This is a genomic window from Glycomyces endophyticus (assembly GCF_039531525.1).
Taxonomy (GTDB): Bacteria; Actinomycetota; Actinomycetes; order Mycobacteriales; family Micromonosporaceae; genus Glycomyces; species Glycomyces endophyticus.
In genome coordinates, this window is sequence record NZ_BAAAQF010000002.1 from 334,788 (window position 1) to 360,329 (window position 25,542).

The following is a 25,542-nucleotide window of genomic DNA, read 5'->3' on the forward strand; positions in this document are numbered from 1 at the left end:
TGGACAGCGTGTGGAAAACAGGCGCGAGCGCGATTCCGTTTCGTGTTGCGGCTGTGGAGAACCCTGTGCATAACCTGTGGAAAAGCTGTGGACAACCCTGTGGATGGAATGTGGAAAACTCGGCGGGTGTCGGAGGCTGTGGATAAGCTCCTGATTCATCCACAGGTTCTCCACAGGCCGTCCACAGGCCCGTAGCCGGGACTAGCTGCGAGAAGACGGGTTTTCCACAGTTTCCACAGCACCGACTACTACGACGACAGTTATATATAAAGAGAAACCATTAGTAATAGCGCTGTGAACAACCGAGCTTCATCCAGAAGGAGCGACCCATGAAGTTCCAAGTCGAACGAGACACCTTCGCCGACGCGGTCTCCTGGACCGCGAAGAGCCTCCCGGCCCGCCCGTCGGTGCCCGTCCTCGCAGGCGCGCGCCTGTCGGTCGACGAGGGCACCCTGACCATCTCCGGCTTCGACTACGAGATCTCCACCCGGGTCACCGTGGAGGTCACCGGCGAGTCCGCCGGGACCGCGCTGGTCTCCGGGAAGCTCCTCGCCGAGATCGTCAAGGCCCTCCCCAACAAGCCCGTCGACTTCGTCGTCGACGGCCCCCACGCCGAACTCACCTGCGGGTCGGCGCGCTTCACCCTGCCGACCATGCCCCTGGAGGACTACCCCTCGCTGCCGCAGATGCCCGAGGCGATCGGCACGATCGACGCCGAGGAGTTCGCGAAGGCCGTGGCCCAGACCGCCGTCGCCGCCGGCAAGGACGAGACCCTGCCGACCATGACCGGCGTCCAGCTGGAGCTCTCCGGCGGCGGCATCGGCATGCTCGCCACCGACCGGTACCGCATGGCCATCCGCGACTCCGCCTGGGAGCCCGGCGCCTCCGACGTCGCCGTCACGGTCCTGGTGCCCGCCAAGGCCCTCGCCGACACCGCCCGCACCTTCGGCTCCCTCTCCGGCCCGGTGACCATTGCGGTCCCCGCCGGCACCGAGGGCGCCCCCGGCATGATCGGCTTCACCGCCGGCGGCCGCCAGACCACCTCGCGGGTCCTCGACGGCCAGCTGCCGCCGCTCCGCAGCCTCCTGGCGACCTCCTACGCGACCACCCTGAAGGTCAAGACCTCCGAACTCATCGAGGTCGCCCGCCGCGTCGCCCTCGTCGGCGACCGCAACTCGCCGATCCGACTCTCCTTCGACGAGGACGGCCTCGTCGTCGAAGCCGGCGGCGCCGAGGACGCCAAGGCCTCCGAGGCCATGGACTGCGCCCTCGACGGCGAGCCCGGCAAGATCGCGTTCAACCCGACGTACCTCCTCGACGGCCTCGCCGCCGTCGACGCGCCCTACACCGCGTTCAAGATGAACGAGCTGGGCAAGCCCGTCGTCATGACCGGCCAGCCCGCGCCCGAAGATGAGGATTCCGACACACACCACGACGTGTACCTGTACATGCTGCAACCATTGCGTTGGGACGCCTGACCGCACAACGACGTGATCGACCCTGGCGCGAACACCGCGAACGCTTTCGTGTGAAAGGGGGCGCGACATGCAACTCGGCATGATCGGGCTCGGCAAGATGGGCGGCAACATGAAGTTGCGGCTCGAAAAGGCTGGACACCAGGTCGTCGGCTACGACCGCAACCCGGACGTCGCCGACGTCGGCTCCCTCGCGGAGCTCGTCGAGGCCCTGGAGGCCCCGCGGGCCGTGTGGGTCATGGTCCCCGCGGGCGAGGCCACCCGGTCCACCGTCGCCGAACTCGGCGGGCTGCTCGCCGAGGGCGACATCGTCGTCGACGGCGGCAACTCCCGCTTCACCGACGACGGCGTCAACGCCGCCGCGCTGGCCGCGCACGGCATCGGCTACATCGACGCGGGCGTGTCCGGCGGCGTGTGGGGCCTCACCGAGGGCTACGCGCTCATGGTCGGTGGCGCCGAGGCCGACGTGGCCCGGCTCCAGCCCGTCTTCGACGCGCTCAAGCCCGAGGGCGAGTTCGGCTTCGTCCACGCCGGCGGCGTCGGCGCCGGCCACTACGCGAAGATGGTCCACAACGGCATCGAGTACGCCATGATGCAGGCGTACGCCGAGGGCTACGAGCTGCTCGAGGCCTCCGAGTACGTCGACAACGTGCCGGAGATCTTCAAGTCCTGGCGCGAGGGCACCGTGATCCGCTCCTGGCTGCTCGACCTCATGGACCGGGCGCTGACGGCCGACCCGGAGCTGTCGAAGGTCAAGGGCTACGTCGAGGACTCCGGCGAAGGCCGCTGGACCGTGGACGAGGGCATCCGCCTGCGCGTCCCGCTCCCGGCGATCACCGAGTCGCTGTTCGCCCGCTTCACGTCCCGCCAGGAGGACTCCCCCGCGATGAAGGCCGTCGCGGCGCTGCGCAACCAATTCGGCGGCCACGCCGTCAAATCCGAGTAGCGCAGTGGCGGGCACGCGCCGCGAAGCGGCTGGTGGCGGGACGAAGTCTCGACACCACGTGAAGTCGGACTGAACATTTGCCGGGGCTCGCAAGCAGCGCCCCGGATCGAGACGGCATCATAGAGGCGTGCGTGTACGACAGCTGCAATTGACGGACTTCAGGTCCTACGCGCACGCCCAAGTACTGTTCGACGAGGGGCCCTCGATCCTGGTGGGCCCCAACGGACACGGCAAGACCAACCTGGTCGAGTCCCTGGTCTACCTGGCCAACCTCCGCTCCCACCGCGTCTCCTCCGACGCGCCCCTGGTCCGCCAGGGCTGCGAGCAGGCCGTCGTCCGGGCCGAGATCGTCCACGAGTCCCGGCGCCTCCTCGCCGAGCTGGCGATCGTCCCCGGCAAGTCGAACAAGGCCCGCCTCAACCGCACCGACCTCAAGCGCCCGCGCGAGCTCATCGGCGCCCTCAAGGCCATCGCGTTCGCCCCCGAGGACCTCGCGCTCGTGCGCGGCGAGCCCGCCACCCGCCGCCGCTACCTCGACGAGCTCCTGTGCGCCCGGTACCCGCGCTACGCGGGCGTCCGCGCCGACTACGAGCGGGTCCTCAAGCAGCGCAACACCCTCCTGCGCACCGCGTACCTCGCGAAGAAGACCGGCGGCCGCGGCCCCGGCGGCGCCGAGATGGCCACCCTCGACGCCTGGGACGCGCACCTCGCCGCCCACGGCGCCGAACTCATGGCCGGCCGCCTCGCCCTCCTCGACGACCTCGCCGAACCCGTCGCCAAGGCCCACTCGCGCATCGCCGACGGCCGCGCCGAAGTGGCGCTCACGTACGAGTCCGAACTCGGCGACGGCCTCACCGCCGAGCAGGACGTGCTCGAGGCCCGCCTCGCCGCCGCGCTCGCCGCCGCCCGCGCCAAGGAGGTCGAGCGCGGCTCGACCCTCGTCGGGCCCCACCGCGACGACCTCGACCTCGTCCTCGGCGACCTGCCCGTCAAGGGCTACGCCTCCCACGGCGAGACCTGGTCGGTGGCGCTCTCGCTCCGCCTCGGCGCCTTCGAGCTCCTCCGCGCCGAGGGCACCGCCCCGATCCTCATCCTCGACGACGTGTTCGCCGAGCTCGACGCCACGCGGCGCGAGCGCCTCGCCGAGTACGCCGAGGCCGCCCCGCAGACGCTCATCACCTGCGCCGTGGCCGGCGACGTGCCCGACCGGCTCACCGGCGCCCGCTACGACGTGTGGGAAGGCGAGGTCAAGCGTGTCCTCTAGCACCGGCGGATTCGACTACCGGCCGCGCCCGCGGCGGCGCGGCAAGGCCGACGACCCGCGCTTCCGCAAGGAGTGGTCCGGGCCCGGGCCCGACAAGCGCGACCCCGAGACCCTCGGCGCGCTCCTGCCGCAGATCGTCCGCAAGAACGGCTGGACCCGGAAAGTGGCCGACGCCTCCGTGTTCGGCCGCTGGGAGGCCATCGTCGGCGCCGACATCGCGAGCCACTGCCGGCCCGAGCAACTCGAGAACGGCGAGCTCATCGTCGTCGCCGAGTCCACCGCCTGGGCCACCCAGCTGCGGCTGTTCTCGCGCCAGATCCACGGCAAGCTCGCCGCGGCCCTCGGCCCGAGCGTGGTCAAGCGCCTCAAGATCGTCGGCCCCAAGCAGCCGACTCGCTCCTACGGTCCCAGGCGAGTGCGGTTTAATGGCTCTCGTGACACGTTCTGAAGCCGGACACCCCTAGGTCCGTAGGGGGGTTCATGTCCGCGGCTCCCGGCGCGACTGTGACGACAACGAGGCGCACAGACACCGAACTGCAAGCCGGGCCGCAGTAGACTTGACGAGTGAAGTCCGGCCGGCGCCCCGCGTCCGGCCGTCGCCGTGGCCGGCCCCCGAGGCGGGGCCCGCGCCCGGCGATCCGGACCAGACAATCCGGCAGGGCCGAGTCCAGACGGCTGAAAAGTGTCACAACCATGGACTAGCTTTTCACTACGACGCGTGAACGACAGAAGGAGTTGCCGGTGGCGGCGAAGCAGCAGGACGAGTACAGCGCCAGTTCGCTGCAGGTCCTCGAAGGCCTCGAGGCCGTCAGGAAGCGCCCGGGCATGTACATCGGCTCGACCGGCGAGCGCGGCCTGCACCACCTCATCTGGGAGGTCGTCGACAACTCGGTCGACGAGTCGCTGGCGGGATTCTGCACCGACATCACGGTGACCCTGACCGACGACGGCGGCGTCCGCGTCCAGGACAACGGCCGCGGCTTCCCGGTCGACATCCACCCCAAGCTCGGCAAGCCCGGCGTCGAGGTGGCCCTCACGGTCCTCCACGCCGGCGGCAAGTTCGACTCCCAGACCTACGCCGTCTCCGGCGGCCTCCACGGCGTCGGCGTCTCGGTCGTCAACGCCCTGTCGACGAAGGTCTCGGTCGAGATCCGCCGCGACGGGCGCGTGTGGCGCCAGGACTACAAGAACGCCCAGCCCGGGCCCCTGGAGCAGGGCGAGGCCGCCGACACCACCGGCACGATCCTCACGTTCTGGCCCGACCCCGACGTCTTCGAGACCCTCGAGTTCGACTACAAGACCGTCTACCGCCGCCTCCAGGAGATGGCGTTCCTCAACGGCGGCCTGGCGATCAACCTGCGCGACGAGCGCCCCGACCACCTCGACGAAGAGGGCCGCGTCCGCGAGGTCCTCTTCAAGTACGACGAGGGCATCGCCGACTTCGTGCGCCACCTCAACGCCTCGAAGTCCCCGGTCCACCAGTCCGTGGTCGCCTTCTCCGCGCAGGAGCCGGAGCAGACCCTCGAGATCGCGATGCAGTGGAACGAGTCCTACGGCGAGTCGGTCTACACGTTCGCGAACGGCATCAACACCCACGACGGCGGCACCCACGAAGAGGGCTTCCGGTCGGCGCTCACGAACACGATCAACAAGTACGGGCTCGAGAAGAAGATCATCAAGTCCGAGAAGGACCGCCTCTCCGGCGAGGACATCCGCGAAGGGCTCGCGGCGATCATCTCCGTCAAGCTGCGCGAGCCGCAGTTCGAGGGCCAGACCAAGGCGAAGCTGGGCAACACCGAGGTCAAGAGCTTCGTGCAGAAGGTCTGCAACGAGCACCTCCCCGACTGGCTCGACCGCCACCCCAAGGAGGCCCGGATCATCATCCAGAAGGCCTCCAGCGCGGCGAACGCCCGCAAGGCCGCGCAGCAGGCCCGCAAGCTCGCGCGCCGCAAGAGCCTCCTGGAGTCCTCGTCCATGCCCGGCAAGCTCGCCGACTGCCAGTCGACGAACCCGGAGGAGTGCGAGATCTTCGTCGTCGAGGGCGACTCGGCCGGCGGCTCCGCCAAGCAGGGCCGCAACCCCCGCACGCAGGCGATCATGCCCATCCGCGGCAAGATCCTCAACGTGGAGAAGGCCCGCCTCGACAAGATCCTCAAGAACAACGAGGTCCAGGGCATGATCACCGCCCTCGGCACCGGCATCCACGAGGAGTTCGACGCCGAGAAGCTCCGCTACCACAAGGTCATCCTGATGTCGGACGCCGACGTCGACGGCCACCACATCAACACGCTGCTGCTGACGCTCCTGTTCCGGTTCATGCGCCCGCTCGTCGAGCTCGGCCACGTGTACATGAGCCAGCCGCCGCTGTACAAGATCAAGTGGAACAAGAAGGGCGACCTGGTCGACTACGCGTACTCCGACGCCGAGCGCGACCGGATCATCGAGGCGGGCGTCGCCTCCGGCAAGGCCGACCCGCGCCGCTCCGACGGCGTCCAGCGGTACAAGGGCCTCGGTGAGATGAACTACACCGAGCTGTGGGAGACGACCATGGACCCCTCGCAGCGCAACCTCCTCCAGGTTCAGCTCGACGACGCGGCAACCGCCGACGAGCTCTTCAGCGTCCTGATGGGTGAGGACGTGGAGAGCCGCCGCCGATTCATCCAGGAGAACGCCAAGGACGTCCGTTTCCTGGACATCTGAGGCTCCGGCCCGACACGACTTCGTCTGACACAGCAAGGAAGCACTGGTGCCTGAGAACAACCAAGACCAGCTGGAGATCCCCGAGGGCCACGGCCGCATCGAACCGGTCGGCATCGAAGTGGAGATGTCGCGCTCCTACCTCGACTACGCGATGAGCGTCATCGTCGGGCGGGCGCTGCCCGACGTGCGCGACGGGCTCAAGCCGGTCCACCGCAAGATCCTGTACGCGATGTACGACGGCGGCTACCGCCCCGACCGCGGGTACGTCAAGTGCTCGCGCGTCATCGGCGACGTCATGGGCCAGTTCCACCCGCACGGCGACGGCGCGATCTACGACTCCCTGGTCCGCATGGCCCAGCCGTGGAGCCTGCGCTACCCGCTCATCGACGGCCAGGGCAACTTCGGCTCCCCCGGCAACGACCCGGCCGCCGCCCACCGGTACACCGAGTCGCGCCTCGAACCGCTCGCCATGGAGATGCTGCGGGACATCGACGAGGAGTCGGTGGACTTCGAGCCGAACTACGACGGCAAGACCACCGAGCCGACGATCCTCCCCAGCCGCATCCCGAACCTCCTCGTGAACGGCTCCGAGGGCATCGCGGTCGGCATGGCGACGAAGATCCCGCCGCACAACCTGCGCGAGGTCGCCAAGGCCGTCGACTGGTGCCTCGAGCACCCCGAGGCCACCGAGGAGGAGGCCCTCGAGGCCGTCCTCGGGATCATCACCGGCCCCGACTTCCCGACCGGCGCCACCATCCTCGGGCGCGCCGCGATCGAGGACGCCTACCGGACCGGCCGCGGCTCCATCAAGATGCGCGCCGTCATCGAGGTCGAAGAGGACACCAAGGGCCGCCCCTGCCTGGTCGTCACCGAGCTGCCGTACCAGGTCAACCCCGACAACCTGGCCGAGCGCATCGCCGACCTCGTCAAGGAGGGCAAGCTCGGCGGCATCGCCGACATCCGCGACGAGTCCTCCGGCCGCACCGGCATGCGGATCGTCGTCGTGCTCAAGCGCGACGCGGTCCCGAAGGTCGTGCTCAACAACCTGTACAAGCACACCCAGCTCCAGGACACGTTCGGCGCGAACATGCTCGCGCTGGTCGACGGGGTCCCGCGGACGCTGAACATCGCGCAGATGGTCCGCTACTACGTGGCGCACCAGATCGACGTGATCGTCCGCCGCACCCGGTACCGGATGCGCAAGGCCGAGGAGCGCGCCCACATCCTGCGCGGCCTCGCCAAGGCCCTCGACCTGCTCGACGAGACGATCGCGCTCATCCGCCGCTCGCCCTCCGCCGAGGAGTCGAAGCAGGGCCTGATGAGCCTGCTCGACGTCGACGAGGTCCAGGCCGTCGCGATCCTCGACATGCAGCTCCGCCGCCTCGCGGCCCTGGAGCGGCAGCGGATCATCGACGAGCTCGCCGAGATCGAGGCGAAGATCGCCGACCTCGCCGACATCCTCGCCAAGCCCGAGCGGGTGCGCCAGATCATCCGCGAGGAGCTCGGCGCCGTCGTGGCCCGCTGGGGCGACGAGCGCCGCACGCAGATCCTCCCCGACGCCGGCGAGGTGTCCATGGAGGACCTCATCGCCCGCGAGGACATCGTGGTGACGATCACCCGCGGCGGGTACGTCAAGCGCACCACGACCGACTCGTTCCGCTCGCAGAAGCGCGGCGGGAAGGGCGTCCAGGGCGCGCAGCTCAAGCAGGACGACATCGTCAGCCACTTCTTCGTGTGCACCACGCACGACTGGATCCTGTTCTTCACGAACAAGGGCCGCGTGTACCGCGCGAAGGCGTACGAGCTGCCGGAGGCGAGCCGCACGGCCCGCGGGCAGCATGTGGCGAACATCCTGGCGTTCGGCCCGGACGAGACCATCGCCCAGGTCATCCAGATGGCGAACTACGAGGTCACGCCGTACCTGGTGCTGGCGACCCGCAACGGCCTGGTGAAGAAGTCCAAGCTCACCGACTTCGACTCCCCGCGCACGGGCGGCCTCATCGGCATCAACCTGCGCGACGGCGACGAGCTCGTCGGCGCCTCGCTCATCCAGCAGGAGGACGACCTGCTGCTGGTCTCGCGCAAGGCCCAGTCGATCCGGTTCCAGGCCACCGACGAGGCGCTGCGGCCCATGGGCCGCGCGACCAGCGGCGTGATCGGGATGCGGTTCGTCGGGGACGACGAATTGCTCACCATGATCGTGCTCCGCGATAATATGGACATCCTCGTGGCCACCAGCCGCGGCTACGCGAAGCGGACTCCGGTCGACGCGTATCCGCAGCAGGGCCGCGGCGGGAAGGGCGTCCTGACGGCTAAGATCACGGAACGGCGCGGCGACCTGGTTGGGGCGCTGTCGGTGACGCCCGACGACGAGTTGTTCGCGATCACCTCGGAGGGAGGGGTCATCAGGACTCCTGTGAAGCCGGTCCGGCAGACGTCGGACCGCAACACCCAGGGCGTCAAGCTGATCGACCTGCCCGAGGAAGTGTCGCTGCTCGCCATCACCAGGAGCGCCGAGGAACCGGAACCCGATGAGGGGCAGGACGAGTAGATGACCGACGCGAAGGCCACCGCAGCGGCGACCGACCGCGAGGACGACGTGCCGGAGCTGCCCTCCGAACCGTCCGAGACCACGCCCTCCGAGGCGGGCGCGGCCAAGCCCGACGCCGCCCCGGCGGAGCCGGCCCCTGCGCCCGCGCAGGACCAGACGCTGACGCTGCGGCGCCCTCCGGGGATGACGCCGCCGCCGATCACGCCGGAGGCGGTCCCGATCCCGCAGTCGACGGGCCCCACGGGGAACACCGCGGCCCAGCAGGCCGCGGGCGTCGCCTCGTCGGCGCGCGTCGCCGACGCGGTGCGCGCCGCCCGCGCGGCCGTCAGCCAGGCCGCGGCCCGCGGCCCGCGCCGGGCCCGCCTGCGGCTCAAGCGGATCGACCCGTGGTCGGTGATGAAGTTCGCGTTCGCCGTGTCGATCGTGCTGTTCATCGTCATGGTCGTGGCGACCACCGTCCTGTACATCGCGCTCGACGCGATGGGCGTGTTCGACACCGTCAACGACATGCTGCAGATGCTCATGGGCTCGAACGCGGACTCGGGCGCGGCGGCCACGGAGGACTTCAGGATCACCGCGAAGGGCGTCATCGGGGCCGCGGCCCTGCTCGGCGTCGTGAACATGGTCCTGTTCACCGCCCTGGCGACCCTCGGGTCGTTCATCTACAACGTGTGCGCCGACCTCGTGGGCGGCGTCGAGGTCACGCTCGCCGAGCGCGACTAGCACCAGCGTGACGGAGCGCCCGGAGCCTGTCGGCCCCGGGCGCTCCGCCGTTCCGCCCGGGTGCGCTGGGGCGCAGTGATGCCCGTCCCTCCAGGGAGGGCCCCTGATTCGCGGGCGCGGCGAACGTGGGGTAATCTTTCCCAGCGCCGCCGATGAGCGGCCGATGCAAGGGCGTATAGCTCAGGTGGTTAGAGCGTCGAGCTGATAACTCGAAGGTCCCAAGTTCGAGTCTTGGTACGCCCACAGACACCCGCCGGTCACGGCGGGTTTTTTCTTGCCCGGAATACGCGGGCCGGTCCCGGGCCTTGCACCAGGGGACCCGTATCCCCGCTCGAAAGCGCCCCCGCCATGGCCGACTCGCCCCGCTCCTTCCTGTTCCTCCTCGGCAGCTCCCGCACCGGCGGCAACACCGAGACCCTCGTCCGCGCCGCCGCCGAGCACCTCGAACCGGAGGCCGGGCAGCGGTGGCTGCGCCTGGCCGACCTCGACCTGCCGCCGTTCCGGGACGTCCGGCACCTCGGCGACGGGCGGACCCCGGCCGCCGAGGGCGCCGAGCGGGTCCTCCAGGAGGCCACGCTCGCGGCGACCGACGTCGTCGTGGCGTCCCCGCTGTACTGGTACTCGGTGAGCGGCTCGGTCAAGAACTACCTCGACCACTGGTCCGGGTGGCTGCGCGTGCCCGGCCTCGACTTCAAGGCCCGCATGCGCGGGCGGCGCATGTGGGGCGTCACCGTCCAGGGCGACGAGGAACCGGACGTCGCCGCGCCGCTCGCCGGCACGCTCCGCCTCTCCGCCGAGTACATGGGCATGGAGTGGAAGGGCGTCCTCCTCGGGTACGGCTCCCGGCCCGGCCAGGTCCTGCGCGACGAGCGCGCCCTCACCGCCGCGAAGACGTTCTTCACCGGCGCCCCCGACACGCCGGGCGTCCGGTATTGAGCCTGCGGGGCACCGGCCCGGCGGCCGGGCCCGCCGCAGTTCGCTATGCTGAGGCGCATCGCGCGATGCCGACGGCGGCATTGCAGTACGCGGCAATCTCTGATATGGGGGCCTGGGTCCATGTGGAAGAAGATCTTGATCGTCGCCGGCGTGGCGACGGTCGCGTTCGTGGTCGCCAAGAAGGTCAAGTCGATCAACGACGACCGCACCCTGTGGCACGAGGCCACCACCTCCGCCGAGGACGTTCGCTAGCGAATCGCGTTAGCCAACTCACTGCGCCGCGGGTATCCTCGCTGTTGCCGCGTGCGCGGCGGGGATACTCGAACGGTCCGGTCACCGCACCGGCCGTCCAGGGGTCTTAGCTCAATTGGCAGAGCACCGCCTTTGCAAGGCGGGGGTTAGGGGTTCGATTCCCCTAGACTCCACCAGACGCACATTCCGCCGCAGTTCACGCGGCATACCGACGAAGCAACGGCCGGGCGAGAGCCCGGCCGTTGCCCGTTCATCGCCCATGCGGCCGGGCCGCCACCCCGGACCGGCTCCCGCGGCCGGCGTCGAGCGCGGGCGGGTCAGCGCCAGCGGTAGCGGCGTTCGGGGCGGCCTCGGCCGGCGTATTTGAGGGCTACTTCGGCGCGGCCGCGTTCGGTGAGCTGTTCGAGGTAGCGGCGGGCGCTGACGCGGGAGACGCCGATGCGCTCGGCGCATTCGGCGGCGGAGAGGGTGCCGGGGGCCTCGCGGAGGGCGGTCTCGACGAGCTGGGCGGTCTCGGCGCTGAAGCCCTTCGGCATGGCGGCGGCGGCGCCGGTGCGCTCGAAGGCGCGGTCGACGTCGGCCTGGTCGCGGACGGCCATGGCGAGGCCGGCGCGGCGGTTCGCGTACTGCTCCAGGCGCTCCTGGAACTCGTCGAAGCTGAAGGGCTTGAGGAGGTACGACACGACGCCGAGGCGCACGGCCGCGCGGACCGCGTCGGACTCGCGGGCCGCTGAGATGACGAAGACGTCGGTCTCGTGGCCCTCGGCGCGCATGCGCCGCACCAGGTCGAGGCCGAACACGTCGGGCAGGTACAGGTCGAGGAGGACGAGGTCGGGCCGGTGCTCCTCGAGGGCCGCGAGGGTCTCCGCGCCGCTGCGGGCCGACGCGACCGCCCGGAAGCCGGGGGTGCGCTCGACGAAGCCGCGGTGGATGTTGACGAGGCGGAAGTCGTCGTCGACCACCAGCACATCGATCATGTCGGGTCCTCAGCCGTAGTCGAAGCGGGTTCGGGGCGGGCGCCGAGCAGCGGGAGGACCGCGGTGAAGCGGGCGCCGTCGGCGGTGTTCGCGACGTGGACGCCGCCGCCGTGATGCTCGCACACCAGCCGGGTGAGCGCGAGGCCGATCCCGTGCTCCCCGGCCGCGGCCTTCGTGGTGAACCCGTGCGCGAACACCTCCTCGGCGGTCTCCGGCGGCACGCCCGGACCGGAGTCGGTCACCGTGATGCGCACGGCCCCTTCGACATCGCGGATGTCGACCGACACCCACGCCTCGGCGGCGGGGAGCGGGGCGAGGGTCCCGGCGGCGGCGTCGACGGCGTTGTCGACGAGGTTCCCCAGGACGGTGCCGACGTCGGCGGAGTCCTCGGGGGCGAGCGGCGCGAGCGTACTGCCCGCCGCGACGTCGAGGCGGACCTGCCGCTCCGAGGCCTGCGCGGACTTCGCCATGAGGAGCGCGGCGATCGCCTTGTCGCGGATGGGCTCGCCGATCGACAGGTCCAGGGACTGCCGGTGCCGGTTGAGCGCGTCGATGTAGCGCACGACCTCCTCCTGCTCGCCGATCTGGATGAGCCCGGAGATGGTGTGGAGCTTGTTGTCGAACTCGTGCGCCTGCGCGCGCAGCGCCTCGGCGGTGGACCGGAACGACCCGAGGTCGCGTTCGAGCTGCGCGAGCTCGGTCCGGTCGCGGAGGGTCGCGACCGCGCCGAGCGCGCGACCGTCCTTCTCCACGGCCATGCGGTTGACGACGAGGACTCGGTTCCCCTGGAGCACGACCTGGTCGGAGCCGGTGACGGTCCCGGCGAGGACGTCGCGGAGGCGCCCGGTCAGGTCGAGGTCGCCGAGGGTGCGGCCGACCGCGCCGTCGGGGAGGTCGAGGAGGCGCCGGCCGACGTCGTTGACGAGGGTGACCCGGTGCTGATCGTCGACGGCGACGACGCCTTCGGCGATCCCGTACAGCATCGCCTCCCGGTGCTCGGCGAGCCCGGCGATCTCCCTGGGCTCCATGCCGAACGTCTGATGCTTGATGCGCCGCGTCAGCAGCCACGACCCGGCGACGCCGAGGACGCTCGCGACCCCGAGGTACAGCAGCAGCGTCGGCGTGGCCTCGACGAGGAGCTCCGCGAGCGTCGGCACCTCCTGGCCGACGACGGCGACCCCGAGCTGCACGCCGAGGCTCGTCTCCTCGGCCGACAGCACCGGCACCTGCCCGACGAGTTCGGTTCGCCCGCCGAGCTCGATCTCGCCGCGCCAGCCGCGCCCGTCGAGGACGCCCGCGCCGAGCGGCAGGTACGTGCCGATGAGCAGCGGGTTCGTGGAGGCGACGACCTTCCCGTCGGCGTTCGCGACGGTCACCGAGGACACCTGCCAGCGTTCGAGGTCGGCCTGGATCTGCGGGGCGAGGGTCTGCGCGGGGGCCGGTGCGGGGAGGCGGCCGCGGACCAGGTCGGAGGCGGCGACGGACTCGGCGAGCTGCGTGACCCGCCGCCCCTGCTCGGCGTTGAACACGGCCGCCGACTGGGCGAGCGACAGGCCCGCGACGGCGGCGAGCACGAGGAGGATGACGGTGAGCTGGAAGAGGAGGAGCTGCCCGGCGAGCGTCGGGCGGAGCGGGGGCCTGAACACAATGAACTCAATGATCGATACGGACACAAGGCTGACGCAGGGGCCGCGCCGGGGTGACCATCGTCTCTCACACCACCCTCGAAATGAAAGAGCAACCACGATGAAATTTCACCGGAGGGCCCTCCTCAGCGCTGCGGCGGCCGTCCCCGCGTTCGCGGCGGCGTCGGCGTGCGGCCTCACCGCCGAGGACGGTTCGGGCGACGGACCCCTCACCGGTCTGCGCATCATGGTCCCCAACAGTCCCGGCGGCGGGTACGACACCACCGCCCGCTCCATCGCCCGCATCATGGAGGACGAGGGGATCGCCAAGGCGGTCGAGGTGTTCAACCTCGAAGGCGCCGGCGGCACCGTCGGCCTCCAGCGCGTCGTCGGCGAGGAGGGTAACGGCGACCTCGCCATGCAGATGGGCCTGGGCGTCGTGGGCGCCTCGTACACCCAGAACTCCGAGGCGAAGCTGACGGGCACGACGCCGCTCGCGAAGCTCGTGGAGGAGTCCGGTGCCATCGTGGTGCCCACCGCCTCCCCGTTCCAGACGATCGACGACCTGGTCGCGGCCTGGTCGGGCGACCTGGACGGCGTCACCGTCGGCGGCGGCTCCTCCCCCGGCGGCCCCGACCATCTCCTGCCGATGCGGCTCGCGAATGCCGTGGGCATCGACCCGGTGCAGGTCAACTACGTGTCCTACGACGGCGGCGGCGAGCTCCTGCCCGCGCTGCTGGGCGAGAAGGTCTCCTTCGGCGCCAGCGGGGTCGGCGAGTTCATCGACCAGATCGAGGCCGGGCAGCTGCGCGTCCTGGCGACCTCCGGGTCCGAGCGCGTGGACGTCGTCGCCGACGCGCCGACGTTCACCGAGTCCGGGATCGACCTGGTGTTCACGAACTGGCGCGGCTGGGTGGCCCCGCCCGGCATCGCCGACGCCGACGTCGAGAAGTGGACCGACGCGCTCACCGCGATGCACGATTCGGCCGCGTGGCAGGACGAGCTGGAGAAGCAGGGCTGGACCGACGCGTTCATGACCGGCAGCGACTTCGGGGACTTCCTCACCGACCAGGACAGCACCGTGGCCGCGACCCTGCAAGAGCTGGGCCTGGCATGACCGGTGCCGACAAGCCGGCCGGCGACGGCGCGGCGGCCGAGGCGACCGCGCTTGAGAACGACGCGGTCGAGAAGGTCGAGGTCGAGAACGACACGGTTGCAGAGGACGCGGTTGAGAGCGTCGCCGTCGAGAAGGCCGCGGCGGAGGGGGATGCGGCCGAGAGCGGCGACACCGCCGGAACCGCAGCGGCGCCGCCGAAGCGGGACCTCCAGCAGCTGTGGGTGTGCGGGTTCCTCGCGGTGCTCGGCGTCCTCGTCGTCGTCGACGCCGCGCGCCTCGGCGGCTTCTCCGCCTCGAACGACCCCATCGGCCCGAAACCGGTGCCGATCATCCTCGGCGTCCTGCTGTTCGCGGTCGCCGCGTTCTACGCGCTGAACGTGGTGCGCGGCGGCCACGGCGAGGACGAGGGCGCGAACGCCGGCGACCGGTACGACCTCAAGACCGTGGTCCTGCTGTGCGCGGTGTTCATCGCGAACGCGCTCCTCATCGACTGGCTCGGCTGGGTCATCTCCGGGGCGCTCCTGTTCTGGGGCGCGGCGATCGTGCTCGGCTCCCGCCGGTACTTCCTGACCCTCGCCGCCGCGGTCGTCCTCGGCCTCGCCACGTTCTACGGGTTCGCGATCGGCCTGGGCCTCGGCCTGCCGGCCGGCGTGCTCCAGGGAATCCTGTAGGAAGGCGGGCACTCGATGGACAACCTCAACTCGCTCCTCGACGGCTTCGCCGCGATCCTCACCCCCGGGAACCTGCTCCTGGCGCTCCTGGGGGTCACCATCGGCACGGCCGTGTCGATGCTCCCCGGCATGGGCACCGCGATGGCGATCGCGCTGCTCCTGCCGATCACGTACGGGATGGAGCCCACCCAGGCGTTCATCATGTTCGGCGGGATCTTCTACGGCGGCATGTACGGCGGCTCCACCACGGCGATCCTGCTGAACACGCCGGGCCAGTCGTCGTCGGTGGTCACCGTGCTCGAAGGCTTCAAGATGGCGCGCAACGGCCGCGCCGGGCAGGCGCTCGCCACCGCGGCCATCGGGTCGTTCGTGGCCGGCACGATCGCCACGATCGCGCTCGTGTTCGTCACCCCGGTCACGGTGCGGTTCGCGATCGGCCTCGGCGCGCCCGAGTACTTCGCGATCATGGTGCTCGCGCTGGTGGCGACGGCCTCGGTGCTCGGGTCCTCCCGGGTCCGCGGGTTCGCGTCGCTGCTCATCGGGCTCGTCATCGGGACCGTGGGGATCGACGCGGTGACCGGCCAGCAGCGCCTCACCTACGGCGTGCCGGAGCTGGCGAACGGCATCGACATCGTGGTGGTCGCGGTGGGCGCGTTCGCGATCGGCGAGGCGCTGTGGGTCGCGGCCCGGCGCCGCCACGGGAAGGACGAGATCATCCCGGTGGGCCGGGTGTGGATGGGCCGCAGCGACTGGCGCCGCTCGTGGGGGCCGTGGCTGCGCGGGTCGGCGCTGGGCTTCCCGTTCGGGGCGGTCCCGGCCGGGGGCGCGGAGGTGCCGACGTTCCTGTCGTACGTGACCGAGCGGCGGCTCTCGAAGCACAAGGGCGAGTTCGGGAACGGCGCGATCGAGGGCGTCGCGGGCCCGGAGGCCGCGAACAACGCGTCGGCCGCCGGGACGCTCGTGCCGATGCTCGCGCTCGGCCTGCCGTGCAACGCGACCGCGGCGGTCATGCTGGCGGCGTTCCAGACGTACGGGATCCAGCCGGGGCCGCTCCTGTTCGAGAACGAGTCGGTGCTGGTGTGGACGCTCATCGCGGGCCTGTTCGTGGGCAACGCGATGCTGCTGGTGCTCAACATGCCGCTGATCCCGCTGTGGGTGAAGCTGCTGCGCATCCCCAAGCCGTACCTGTTCGCGGGGATCCTGTTCTTCGCGTCGATGGGCGCGTACGCCACGAGCGGGCAGCCGTTCGAGCTGTTCGTGCTCCTCGTGCTCGGGCTCCTGGGGTTCGCGATGCGGCGCTTCGGGATCCCGATGCTGCCGATGATCGTCGGCGTGATCCTCGGCCCGATGGCCGAGCGGCAGGCGCGCATGTCGCTGCAGCTGTCCGGAGGGGACCTGTCCGGTCTCGTCGGCGGGCCGGTCGCGTGGACGGTGTACGGGATCATCGCGCTGATCGCGCTGTGGCCCTTGGCGACGCTCGTCAAGCGCCGCGTGGCCCGCGACCGCGAGCCGGTCGCGGCCTGACCGACCGGGTGAGCGCGGGGTGCGGGCCGGTCTCGAACCGGCCCGCACCCCTTCTTCGTTGCGCCTCAGTGCAGGACGGCCTTCTGGAGCGCCTCGGCGGGACCGTTCGTGAAGCGGCGCAGCCACAGCCACGACCCGGCGAGGAGGAACGCGCTGATGCCGAGCCACAGCGCTGGCGCGAACCAGGCCTCCGTCCCGTACTCCGCGGCCAGCCCCAGACCCCAGCCGTAGCAGACGATCGAGGCGATGAGGTTCTGGAGGATGTACCCGCTGAGCGCGGTGCGGCCCAGCGATTCGAGCGACGCCGTGACGGGGCCGCGGCGGACGCGCTCGACGAGGAGCCCGACCAGGCCGATGTAGCCGAGCATGACGATCGGCGCCACGACGTACCGCTCCACGAACATGTAGTCGTCGGGCAGGAGCATGACGGCGGCGTTCAGCGGCAGGCCGGCGCCGAGGCCCCAGGCCGTGAGGCGGGCCCGGATGCGGCGGCCCGCGTCGTCGGCGCCGAACGCCCCGGCGCGGAACAGCCTGACGCCCAGCAGGAACAGGAAGACCAGCAGCGGGAACGTGATGATCGGCTCGATGCGGAAGACGAGCATGTGGTCGAGGCGGAACCGCACCTGGTCGAGCCAGGAGCCGTCGGCGTAGAGCGCGGCGACCTCGGCGTTCCCCGCCGGGTCGTTCCCGGGGCCGGTGACGGAGCCGGCGGTGATGAGCGCGATCACGGCGAGGTGCACGCCGAGCGCGGTCCACATGACGGCGCGCTGGGCGCGCTCGGAGCGCTTGAGGAGCCAGGCGACGGTGATCGCGGTGACGGCGTACCCCATGAGCACGTCCCACGCGAACAGCAGCACGAAGTGGATGGTGCCCTCGGCGAAGAGGAACAGGGCCCGCCAGTGGTAGCGGCCGGGCCAGCGGCGGCCCTTCCTCTCGGCGGACCGGTACTGGATGGCGAGGCCGACGCCGAAGAGGACGGTGAGCATGGAGAGGAACTTGCCGTTGGCGAGCAGTTCGAAGGCGGCGCCGAGGGGGCCCTCGCCCACGATGCCGTAGCCGAGGAGGGGGCCGGCCTCGCCGTGGGCGGCGGCGAAGAGCCAGACGTTGGTGCCGAGCGTGCCGAGGATCGCGACGCCGCGGAGGACGTCGAGGAGCGGCAGCCGCTTCGCCGCGGCGGGCGCGGTGCCGGCGGGGGCCGGTGCGGTGGTGGTGTCCATGGGTCCAGCTTCGCGCGCGGGGCGGTCGCGCGAATCCTTCCGCGGCATGGACTTCGGGCACGGGGCGGGGCGACCGGGGGTGGAGCCCCGGCCGCCCCGAAGGTGGCACGGGTCAGGCGTCCGCTGCGACTTTGGTGGCAGGGCGCGGGGACTTGCGGCGCTTGGGCCTGCGGTCGAGCCACCACTGGGCGATCATGAGGTTGACGACCCAGGAGAGCCAGATGGAGGCGACGGCGACGTCCTCGAAGAGCGCGTCGGTGTCGCCGCCGTAGTAGGTGTCCCTGAACGGCAGCAGGACGAGCACCAGGAGGACCAGCCACACGCGGTTGACGACGATGGACCAGCACAGGGCGAAGCTGCGGATCATCCAGCGGCGGTGGGCGCCGAAGTCGCGGCGGCGGGCGGCGAGGAACCCGGCGAGGGTCGTGCCGAACCACAGGAGCGACAGGAAGACGTTCCCGACCTTGCCGTCGTTGCCCACTGTGGACATGAGTGAGACGGTGAGCGCGAAGGCCCCCGAGGGCAGCACGCCGGCGAAGACGTAGAGGCGGCCGGAGATCCGGTGGACCCGGGGGTGCTTGAGACGCAGCCAGGTCCAGACCTGCATGGAGCAGGTGATGAGGGCGATCGAGCCGAACAGGATGTGCCCCGAGAGCATGAGGTAGTGGGTCTCGGGGAAGGCGTCCTGGAGTTCGACGAGCGAGTCGCCGGTGTCGAAGGTGAGGTAGAACGGCAGCCGGGCGGCGACGAACAGCCCGGCGACCGCGAAGAGCGGCACGATCCAGGGGCGGCGGTACCACTTGGGCTTCTCGCGCGCGGGCGGGCGCTCGGGTCCGGGCTGCGCCTCGGACGGGGTGAGGGTCTGGGTCACTGGTCTCTCCGATCGCGGTGGGGTCCGATCGTTGCGTATGAGATACGCTGATTAGCGTACATCATACGCACGCTTGGCGGGTGCACGCGGAACCGGCACGGGCCCTACGCTTGCGACGCTTGGACACCGAAGCTGAGGGGGTGCTTCTGTTGGGACAGGGCGAGTACGAGCTGCTCTGGGGGGACCGCGCGCGGCCCGGCCGCGGCCGCCCCTCCGGGCTCACCCGCGAGCGCATCGTCGCCGAAGCCGTCGCCATCGCCGACGCCGACGGCCTCGCGAAGGTCTCCATGAAGCACCTCGCCGACCGCCTCGGCTCCGGCGTCATGTCCCTCTACCGGCACGTCCCCGGCAAGGACGAGCTCGTCCTCCTCATGTACGACTCCCTCATGGCGGGCCCCGTCGACGTCCCCGCCGCCGACCACTGGCGCGACGTCCTCCTCGGCTGGGGCCGCTCCATCCGCGGCCTCTTCCTCGCCCACCCCTGGGCCCTGCCCGTCGCCACCGGCGAACGCCCCATGGGCCCGCACGAGGCCGGCTGGGTCGACCAGATCCTCGGCCGCCTCGACGCCGTCGGCATGCCCCACGCCACCGGCCTCGCCGCCGTCCTCACCGTCGACTGCTTCGCGCTCGGCGCCGTCCGCCCCGAGATCGGCGACACCGGCGGGACCGCCGCCGACTTCTTCCGCTTCCTCGCCGAACCCGCCAACACGACCCGCTTCCCCCACCTCGCCCGCGTCGCCGCCGACATCGGCCCCGACGACCCCGTCCAAGACCACTTCGAATTCGGTCTCCACCGCGTCGTCGACGGCCTCCAGCTGCACCTCGACGCCCGCTGACGCGAACGGGGGACCGGCCCTCACGGACCGGCCCCCCGCTACTCAGGAGAGAACAAAGCTTCCCGTCACGCGGGCGCCGGCACCGGCTCCGCCTTCCGCACCGGCTCGCCGCCGCCGAACGCCGACTCCTCGTCGAGCGGCTGCGGCGCCGCGTCGTACACCTCGCGGTCCAGCAGCTGCTCGGACTTCGCCACGATCACCGGCACCACCATCTGCCCCGCGACGTTCGTCGCCGTGCGGATCATGTCCATGATCGGGTCGATCGCCAGCAGCAGCCCCACGCCCTCCAGCGGCAGGCCCAGCGTCGACAGCGTCAGCGTCAGCATCACCGTCGCACCCGTCAGACCCGCCGTCGCCGCCGAGCCGATCACCGACACGAACGCGATGAGCAGGTAGTCCTGCACGGCCAGGTCCACGCCGTACACCTGCGCCACGAAGATCGCGGCGATCGCCGGATAGATCGCGGCGCAGCCGTCCATCTTCGTCGTCGCCCCGAACGGCGACGCGAACGACGCGTAGTCCCGGTCCACGCCGAGACGGTCGGTCACCGTCTTCTGCGCCAGCGGCAGCGTGCCCACCGACGAGCGCGACACGAACGCGAACTGGATCGCCGGCCACGCCTTCCGGTAGAACTGCACCGGCGAGACCTTCCCGAACACCCGCAGCAGCACCGGGTACACGATCAGCAGCACGATCAGCGCGGCCGCGTAGATGTCGATGCTGAACACCGCGAGCGGCTCCAGCAGATCCCACCCGTACGCGTACACCGACTTGCCGATCAGCGCCGCCGTACCGATGGGCGCCAAGCGGATCACCCACCACAGGGCCTTCTGGATCAGCGCCAGCGCCGACGCGTTGAACTTCAGGAACGGCTCGGCCTTGTCGCCGATCCTCGCCGCCGCCGCACCGACGACGATCGCCACGAACACGATCTGCAGCACGTTCACGTTCACGAACGCGTCCACGACGTTCGTCGGCACGATCCCGGTCAGGAAGTCGGTCCACGACCCCTGCGTCTCCGGCGCGGCCGCCGCGCCCGACAGCTCGATCCCCGAACCCGGGTTCGTGGTCAGGCCGATCGCGATGCCGATGACGACCGCGATGAGCGAGGTGAGCGCGAACCAGCCGAGGGTCTTGGCGACCAGGCGGCCGGCGTTCGCGAGGTTCCGCAGATTCGCGATCGACGCGACGATCGCGGTGAACACCAGGAACGGGACGATCAGGAACAGCAGCTGCACGAACAGCGTGCCGACCGTCTCCAACGTGGTGCCGAGCCACGCGACCGACCACTCGCGGGCGACGTACCCGAGTGCGAGGCCGAGCACGAGGCCGATGAGCAGTTGCGCGGCGAACGGAACCCGCTTGCGGCGCTTGGGCTTGGAAGTTTCCTCAGCGGCCGCGTCGACGGGCGCGCTGTCGGGAGCACTTGACATGGATACCTCTTGTGAAGGCGGGAGCGGGCACGGCGGGGCGCAGCGGCGCGCGCCGTGTCAGCGAAACGGGTGCGGGTCGGGCTCGGACCCTGCGGGGAAGATGAGAACGTCGGCGAGCCGGCCGGTGGGATCGGCGGGACTAACGACAGAGCACGGTCGACACGCGGCAGAAGTCGAGGTGACGCCTGCGTGTCAGGAACTGGTTAGTGACGGTGTAACTCATCGCCCTCAACCGTAGCGCCATTCGCATTTCGGGCGCAAGACCCGGTGAGGGATCGCATACGGACCGCGGTTCCGGAACACGCCCGGAGCGGGCCGGGCGCCGGTGCGCGCCGCTCCCCCCGGCTGGCTGCTCGGCCCCAGCGTGGCGTGCCGGCCCGCGCGTCATCCTGCCCGGACCAGCCGCCCCCGCCCCGCCCGGTCCCCGACCCGGGCCTAGATTCACACCGTGCCCGCAACTCCCGACCCGCCGGAGCCGCGCCCGACCCTGCGCGACGCCCTCCGCGCCGTCCCGGTCACCGTGCTCGCCGCGGTCTCACTCGGCGGCGTGATCGGCTCCCTCGCCCGGTACGGCCTCCTGCTGGCCCTCCCGCCCGAACCCGGCCGCTTCGACCTGGCCGTCTTCACCGCCAACACCCTCGGCGGACTCCTCATCGGCGCGCTCATGGTCGCCGCCACCGAGATCGCGCCCGGCCGCCGCCACCTCCGCCCGTTCCTCGGCGTCGGCGTCCTCGGCGGATTCACCACCTTCTCCACCTACATCGTCGGCATCGGCAGCGCCGCCGCCGCGGACGCCGCACTCCTCGCCGTCGCCTACGCCTTCGCGACCATCGCCGCGGCCCTCACCGCCGCCGCACTCGGCATGCGGGCGACCCGCGCGATCGCGAGGCGCCGCCGGTGACTCTTCTTCTTGTCGCGCTCGGCGCCGCCGTCGGCGCCCCCGCCCGATTCCTCACCGACCTCGTCGCCGCCCACTACCTCGGCCGCGCCATGCCCTGGGGCACCCTCGCCGTCAACACCGCCGGCTCCGGCCTCGCCGCGTTCCTCGCCGTCGCCGCCACCGGACCTGCCTGGACCGCGCTCCTCTCGATCGGATTCTGCGGCGCGCTCACCACCTTCTCGACCCTCTCCTGGGAGACCCTGCGGCTCGCCGAGGACGGCCGGTGGCGCCGCGCCGCCGCGAACATCGCCCTCAATCTCGCCGGCGGCCTCACCGCCGGACTCGCCGGGGCCGCGCTGGCGCGCCTGCTCGGGTACTGACCCGCGGACGCGGACCGGCGACGGGCTCCGCGCCCGGGCACGTGCCGGCGGCCGGGGCGCGCACCGTCTCATCGCCGTGTCGCCTGCCGTGGCCGACACGCGGCCGAGGGTGTGCGACCGTCCCATCACCGTCTGGCCGACCATGGACAACACGCGGCCAGGCTCGCGACCGTCTCATCGCCGTTCCACCAGCCGCGGCCGACACGCGGCCGGGCGGCGCGGCAAATGCGCGGTTCGGCGCGCCGGATGGCCCACGATCGAAGGTCCTGCCACTTCTGCCCGCCGGGGCTCCCGGGCGCTCCGCGACCCCCGCCGGGCGCGATCCGAAGGGACCCCGATGCCGGGCCACCGCACGCTTCGAACCCTCCCGGCCGCCTGGCGGCGGCCCCTCGCCGCCGCGGTCGCGCTGCCGCTCCTCGCCCTCGCCGCCCCTGCGGCGCAGGCCGAACCGGACGACGGCCCCGCGCAGGTGTGGCTCGTGGAGTTCGGCGAGGGCGCCGACGCGTCCGTCCTCGACGCTGCCCGCGACCTCGACTTCACGGTGCGGCACGACTTCGAGCGGATCTGGAACGGCGTCTCCGTCGAGGCCGACCCGGCCACCGCGCGGCGCCTCGGGCAGCTCGGCCACGTCGAGCGCGTCTGGTCCGACGTCGTCTTCACCGGGCCCGCGCGCCTCGACCGGGCCCCTGAAGCGGCCGGCGTCCCCGAACTGGCGCAGGCGATCGAGACGACCCGCGCCGACGTCGCGCACGACCGGGGGATCACCGGCGAGGGCGTCAAGGTCGGCGTCATCGACACCGGCATCGACTACACCCACCCCGACCTCGGCGGCTGCTTCGGCGACGACTGCCGGGTCGCGTGGGGCGCCGACTTCGTCGGCGACGAGTTCGACTCCGACGACCCCGAGCTGAGCGAACCCGACCCCGACGACGACCCCGCCGACTGCGGCGGCCACGGCACCCACGTCGCCGGCATCGTCGGCGCCGACGGCCAGGTCACCGGCGTCGCCCCCGACGTGCGCTTCGGCGCGTACAAGGTCTTCGGCTGCGAGGGCTCCACCAGCGCCGAGGTCATCATGCACGCCTTGGAGACCGCGCTCGACGACGGCATGGACGTCGTCAACCTCTCGCTCGGCCAGTCGTTCCAGTGGCCCGGCTACCCGACCGCGAAGGCCGCCGACACGCTCACCCGCGAAGGCGTCGTGGTCGTCGCCTCCATGGGCAACGACGGCGAGTCCGGGGTCTACTCCGGCTCCGCGCCCGGCGTCGGCGAGGACGTGATCGCCGTGGCCTCCACCGACAACCCGGCCCAGCGCATGGACGCCGCGCACGTGCCCGCGCTCGACCGCCTCGTCGGATACCGCGCCATCGGCGAGACCGAGGAACCGGAGACCGGCACCGCCACCGACCCGCTCGTGTGGCTCGGCCGCGCCTGCGCCGACGACGCCTCCGAAGGCGACGTCGACGGTGCGGCCGCGCTCGTCGTCCGCGGCACCTGCACGTTCAAGGAGAAGTACGAGCGGGCCGTCGCCGAGGGCGCGACGAGCGTCGTCGTCTACAACGACCGGCCCGGGCCCTTCGGCGGCGGCGGGGTCGAGGACCTCGGCGTCCCGATCATCGCCGTCACCGACGCCGACGGCAAGGACCTTCACGACCTCGCCGCGATCGGCGAGGCGCCCGTGCTCGAGTTCGGCGGCGACACCGTCCTCGTCGACCTCCCCCGCGGCGGCTTCGCCTCGAGCTTCACCGCGTACGGGCCCGCCCCCGACCTGTCGTTCAAGCCCGACGTGGCCGCGCCCGGCGGCGGCATCTGGTCCACGGTGCCCGTCGCCGACGGCTCCTACGAGGCGCTCTCGGGCACCTCGATGTCCTCGCCGCACGTGGCCGGCGCCGCCGCGCTGCTCCTCCAGGACGACCCGCGCCTGGAGCCGCGCGAGGTCCGCACCCGCCTCGCGAATTCCGCCAAGCCGGTCCTGTGGGGCGACAACCCCGACCTCGGCGAACTCGAAGCGGCCCACCGGCAGGGCACCGGCGTCATCGACGTCGTCGACGCCCTCGACGCTGAGGCCTGCCTGTACCCGACCGGCGTCAACACCGGCGACGGCACCGGGCCCCGCACCTTTGAGCTGACCCTGACCTCCCGGGACCGGACCGCCCGCGACTACACGCTGACCCACCGGTCCACGATCGCAACCACCGGCGACGACCGCGACCCCGGCTTCAGCGCCGCCGAACCCGAGGTCACCTTCGAACCGCGCGAACTGCGCCTCTACCCGGGCCAGACCGCCACCGTCGAGGTCACCGTCGAGCCCGCCGCTGACCTGCCCGACGGGAGCGTCTTCGGCGGCCGCATCACGGCCCGCCCCGACGGCGACGGCGAGTCCCTGACGGCCGCGTACTCCGGCTACCAGGGCGACTACCTCGCGATCCCGGTCCTGGAGCACCCGGAGTTCCCGAGCCTCGCGGCCGTCGTCGCCCAAGACCCCGAGACCCACGAGTTCGAGTACCGCGACGTCGAGGTCGGCGAGGCCTTCAGCCTCGCCGACGGCCCCGCCCTCGCGGCCCTCGTCTACCTCGGCCACCAGCCGGCCGCCATGGAGGTCAGCGCCGCAAACGCCGACACCGGCGAGGTCGTCGCCTGGGACCCCGAGTCCCTCCTGCCCCGCTCGCCCGGCCCCGACGACGCCATGGGCGTCCACCTGGAGGACCTGGTCGAGCAGCGCCCGAACGCCCTCGAACCCGGGCGGTGGACCCTCACCGTGAAGGTCCTCAAGGCCCTCGGCGATGAGAACGACCCGGCCCACTGGGAGCAGTGGACCTCGCCGGAGTTCACCCTGACCGAGTAGGGCCCAGGGTGTGAGCCCGCAGCGAAGGCTGGTGGCCGGTTGAGGTCGAGGGCGTGAGCCTGGAGCCGTCCCGGCCCGCCGCGTGCGCCCGAGCGAGGGCTGGTGTCGGGTTGAAGGCGTGAGCCCGGGCCGGTTCCCGGTGCAGGCTGTGGGAGCGGCTCGAGCTTGTGTTGCGGGCGGTCGGCCTCGTCAGGCCGGCCGCCCGCGTGCTCCGCGCGGAGCGGGTTGCCATCGGCGGGGACCCGAGCGCGAGTGGTCTCTCGCGCCGGTCGGGCCCTGGTATGGAGCGACATTTCGCGAATCCCCTTGTTGTCGCCGC

21 protein-coding genes and 2 tRNA genes are annotated in these 25,542 nt (G+C 71.4%); 18 read left to right on the forward strand and 5 right to left on the reverse strand.

The annotated features are described in order from the left end of the window. The first annotated feature begins 329 nt into the window (after nucleotides 1-329). From dnaN to ABD419_RS02345, 11 genes are all read left to right on the forward strand, one after another. Entirely contained in the window at nucleotides 330-1,478 is a 1,149-nt protein-coding gene (dnaN, locus tag ABD419_RS02295) for a DNA polymerase III subunit beta (RefSeq protein ID WP_344481224.1), read from the forward strand. A gap of 22 nt (nucleotides 1,479-1,500) precedes the next feature. Next, the gene (gene gnd, locus ABD419_RS02300) at nucleotides 1,501-2,421 is read left to right on the forward strand and encodes a phosphogluconate dehydrogenase (NAD(+)-dependent, decarboxylating) (protein ID WP_344481471.1); all 921 of its coding nucleotides are present in this window, start codon (nucleotides 1,501-1,503) and stop codon (nucleotides 2,419-2,421) included. Between the two features lie 127 nt (nucleotides 2,422-2,548). Then, a complete protein-coding gene (gene recF, locus ABD419_RS02305; RefSeq protein ID WP_344481227.1) occupies nucleotides 2,549-3,685 on the forward strand; it encodes a DNA replication/repair protein RecF in 1,137 nt (378 codons plus the stop codon). Further along, entirely contained in the window at nucleotides 3,675-4,133 is a 459-nt protein-coding gene (locus ABD419_RS02310) for a DciA family protein (RefSeq protein WP_344481229.1), read from the forward strand. Before recF ends, ABD419_RS02310 begins: the two co-directional genes overlap by 11 nt. A 293-nt stretch (nucleotides 4,134-4,426) precedes the next feature. Next, nucleotides 4,427-6,385, forward strand: a complete 1,959-nt coding sequence (gene gyrB / locus ABD419_RS02315) for a DNA topoisomerase (ATP-hydrolyzing) subunit B (RefSeq protein ID WP_344481232.1) — start codon at nucleotides 4,427-4,429, stop codon at nucleotides 6,383-6,385. A gap of 46 nt (nucleotides 6,386-6,431) precedes the next feature. Continuing rightward, on the forward strand, nucleotides 6,432-8,936 hold the full coding sequence (gene gyrA, locus ABD419_RS02320) for a DNA gyrase subunit A (protein WP_344481235.1): 2,505 nt from the start codon (nucleotides 6,432-6,434) through the stop codon (nucleotides 8,934-8,936). Then, complete coding sequence (locus ABD419_RS02325; protein ID WP_344481236.1) at nucleotides 8,937-9,659, forward strand: DUF3566 domain-containing protein; 723 nt, start codon at nucleotides 8,937-8,939, stop codon at nucleotides 9,657-9,659. Nucleotides 9,660-9,828: 169 nt separating this feature from the next. Next, a tRNA-Ile gene (locus ABD419_RS02330) sits at nucleotides 9,829-9,902 on the forward strand. 105 nt (nucleotides 9,903-10,007) lie between these two features. Then, nucleotides 10,008-10,595 carry a flavodoxin family protein gene (locus ABD419_RS02335; RefSeq protein ID WP_344481238.1) on the forward strand — a complete coding sequence of 196 codons (588 nt, stop codon included), beginning with the start codon at nucleotides 10,008-10,010 and terminating at the stop codon, nucleotides 10,593-10,595. A 120-nt stretch (nucleotides 10,596-10,715) separates the two neighbouring features. Next, nucleotides 10,716-10,847 (forward strand): DLW-39 family protein, encoded by a 132-nt coding sequence (locus ABD419_RS02340; protein WP_218125197.1) that lies wholly within the window; start codon nucleotides 10,716-10,718, stop codon nucleotides 10,845-10,847. Nucleotides 10,848-10,947: 100 nt separating this feature from the next. After that, nucleotides 10,948-11,023 (forward strand) — tRNA-Ala (locus ABD419_RS02345). Nucleotides 11,024-11,164: 141 nt separating this feature from the next. Here the strand turns inward: ABD419_RS02345 and ABD419_RS02350 are convergent. After that, nucleotides 11,165-11,824, reverse strand: coding sequence for a response regulator (locus tag ABD419_RS02350; RefSeq protein WP_344481241.1), 660 nt, complete (start codon nucleotides 11,822-11,824; stop codon nucleotides 11,165-11,167). Then, the gene (locus ABD419_RS02355) at nucleotides 11,821-13,470 is read right to left on the reverse strand and encodes a sensor histidine kinase (RefSeq protein WP_344481244.1); all 1,650 of its coding nucleotides are present in this window, start codon (nucleotides 13,468-13,470) and stop codon (nucleotides 11,821-11,823) included. The genes ABD419_RS02350 and ABD419_RS02355 overlap by 4 nt, the downstream gene beginning before the upstream one ends. A 100-nt stretch (nucleotides 13,471-13,570) precedes the next feature. On the opposite strand from ABD419_RS02355, the gene ABD419_RS02360 reads away from it, so the two are divergent. From ABD419_RS02360 to ABD419_RS02370, 3 genes are read left to right on the forward strand one after another with little or no spacing between them, the layout of a single operon-like run. Further along, the gene (locus ABD419_RS02360) at nucleotides 13,571-14,566 is read left to right on the forward strand and encodes a Bug family tripartite tricarboxylate transporter substrate binding protein (protein WP_344481247.1); all 996 of its coding nucleotides are present in this window, start codon (nucleotides 13,571-13,573) and stop codon (nucleotides 14,564-14,566) included. Beyond that, nucleotides 14,563-15,237 (forward strand): tripartite tricarboxylate transporter TctB family protein, encoded by a 675-nt coding sequence (locus ABD419_RS02365; protein ID WP_344481250.1) that lies wholly within the window; start codon nucleotides 14,563-14,565, stop codon nucleotides 15,235-15,237. The genes ABD419_RS02360 and ABD419_RS02365 overlap by 4 nt, the downstream gene beginning before the upstream one ends. A gap of 15 nt (nucleotides 15,238-15,252) precedes the next feature. Further along, on the forward strand, nucleotides 15,253-16,761 hold the full coding sequence (locus ABD419_RS02370) for a tripartite tricarboxylate transporter permease (protein WP_344481253.1): 1,509 nt from the start codon (nucleotides 15,253-15,255) through the stop codon (nucleotides 16,759-16,761). Nucleotides 16,762-16,826: 65 nt separating this feature from the next. On the opposite strand, the gene ABD419_RS02375 is transcribed toward ABD419_RS02370, so the two are convergent. Together ABD419_RS02375 and ABD419_RS02380 are read right to left on the reverse strand one after the other, a co-directional pair. Continuing rightward, on the reverse strand, nucleotides 16,827-17,978 hold the full coding sequence (locus ABD419_RS02375; protein ID WP_344481255.1) for a DUF418 domain-containing protein: 1,152 nt from the start codon (nucleotides 17,976-17,978) through the stop codon (nucleotides 16,827-16,829). Between the two features lie 112 nt (nucleotides 17,979-18,090). Next, entirely contained in the window at nucleotides 18,091-18,849 is a 759-nt protein-coding gene (locus ABD419_RS02380) for a DUF2306 domain-containing protein (RefSeq protein ID WP_344481258.1), read from the reverse strand. 140 nt (nucleotides 18,850-18,989) lie between these two features. Between ABD419_RS02380 and ABD419_RS02385 the strand changes: the two genes are divergently transcribed. Next, nucleotides 18,990-19,685 carry a TetR/AcrR family transcriptional regulator gene (locus tag ABD419_RS02385; protein ID WP_344481260.1) on the forward strand — a complete coding sequence of 232 codons (696 nt, stop codon included), beginning with the start codon at nucleotides 18,990-18,992 and terminating at the stop codon, nucleotides 19,683-19,685. A gap of 65 nt (nucleotides 19,686-19,750) precedes the next feature. Here ABD419_RS02385 and ABD419_RS02390 read toward each other — a convergent pair whose 3' ends face one another. After that, a complete protein-coding gene (locus ABD419_RS02390) occupies nucleotides 19,751-21,118 on the reverse strand; it encodes a dicarboxylate/amino acid:cation symporter (RefSeq protein WP_344481262.1) in 1,368 nt (455 codons plus the stop codon). 448 nt (nucleotides 21,119-21,566) lie between these two features. On the opposite strand from ABD419_RS02390, the gene ABD419_RS02395 reads away from it, so the two are divergent. The 3 genes from ABD419_RS02395 (at nucleotide 21,567) to ABD419_RS02405 (ending at nucleotide 25,223) form a co-directional block, all read left to right on the forward strand. Further along, nucleotides 21,567-22,019: a fluoride efflux transporter FluC gene (locus tag ABD419_RS02395; RefSeq protein WP_344481264.1), complete on the forward strand. Its 453-nt coding sequence runs from the start codon at nucleotides 21,567-21,569 to the stop codon at nucleotides 22,017-22,019. Next, nucleotides 22,016-22,378, forward strand: coding sequence for a fluoride efflux transporter FluC (locus tag ABD419_RS02400; protein ID WP_344481266.1), 363 nt, complete (start codon nucleotides 22,016-22,018; stop codon nucleotides 22,376-22,378). Before ABD419_RS02395 ends, ABD419_RS02400 begins: the two co-directional genes overlap by 4 nt. Before the next feature lie 337 nt (nucleotides 22,379-22,715). Continuing rightward, nucleotides 22,716-25,223: a S8 family serine peptidase gene (locus tag ABD419_RS02405; protein ID WP_344481268.1), complete on the forward strand. Its 2,508-nt coding sequence runs from the start codon at nucleotides 22,716-22,718 to the stop codon at nucleotides 25,221-25,223. Nucleotides 25,224-25,542 lie beyond the last annotated feature (319 nt).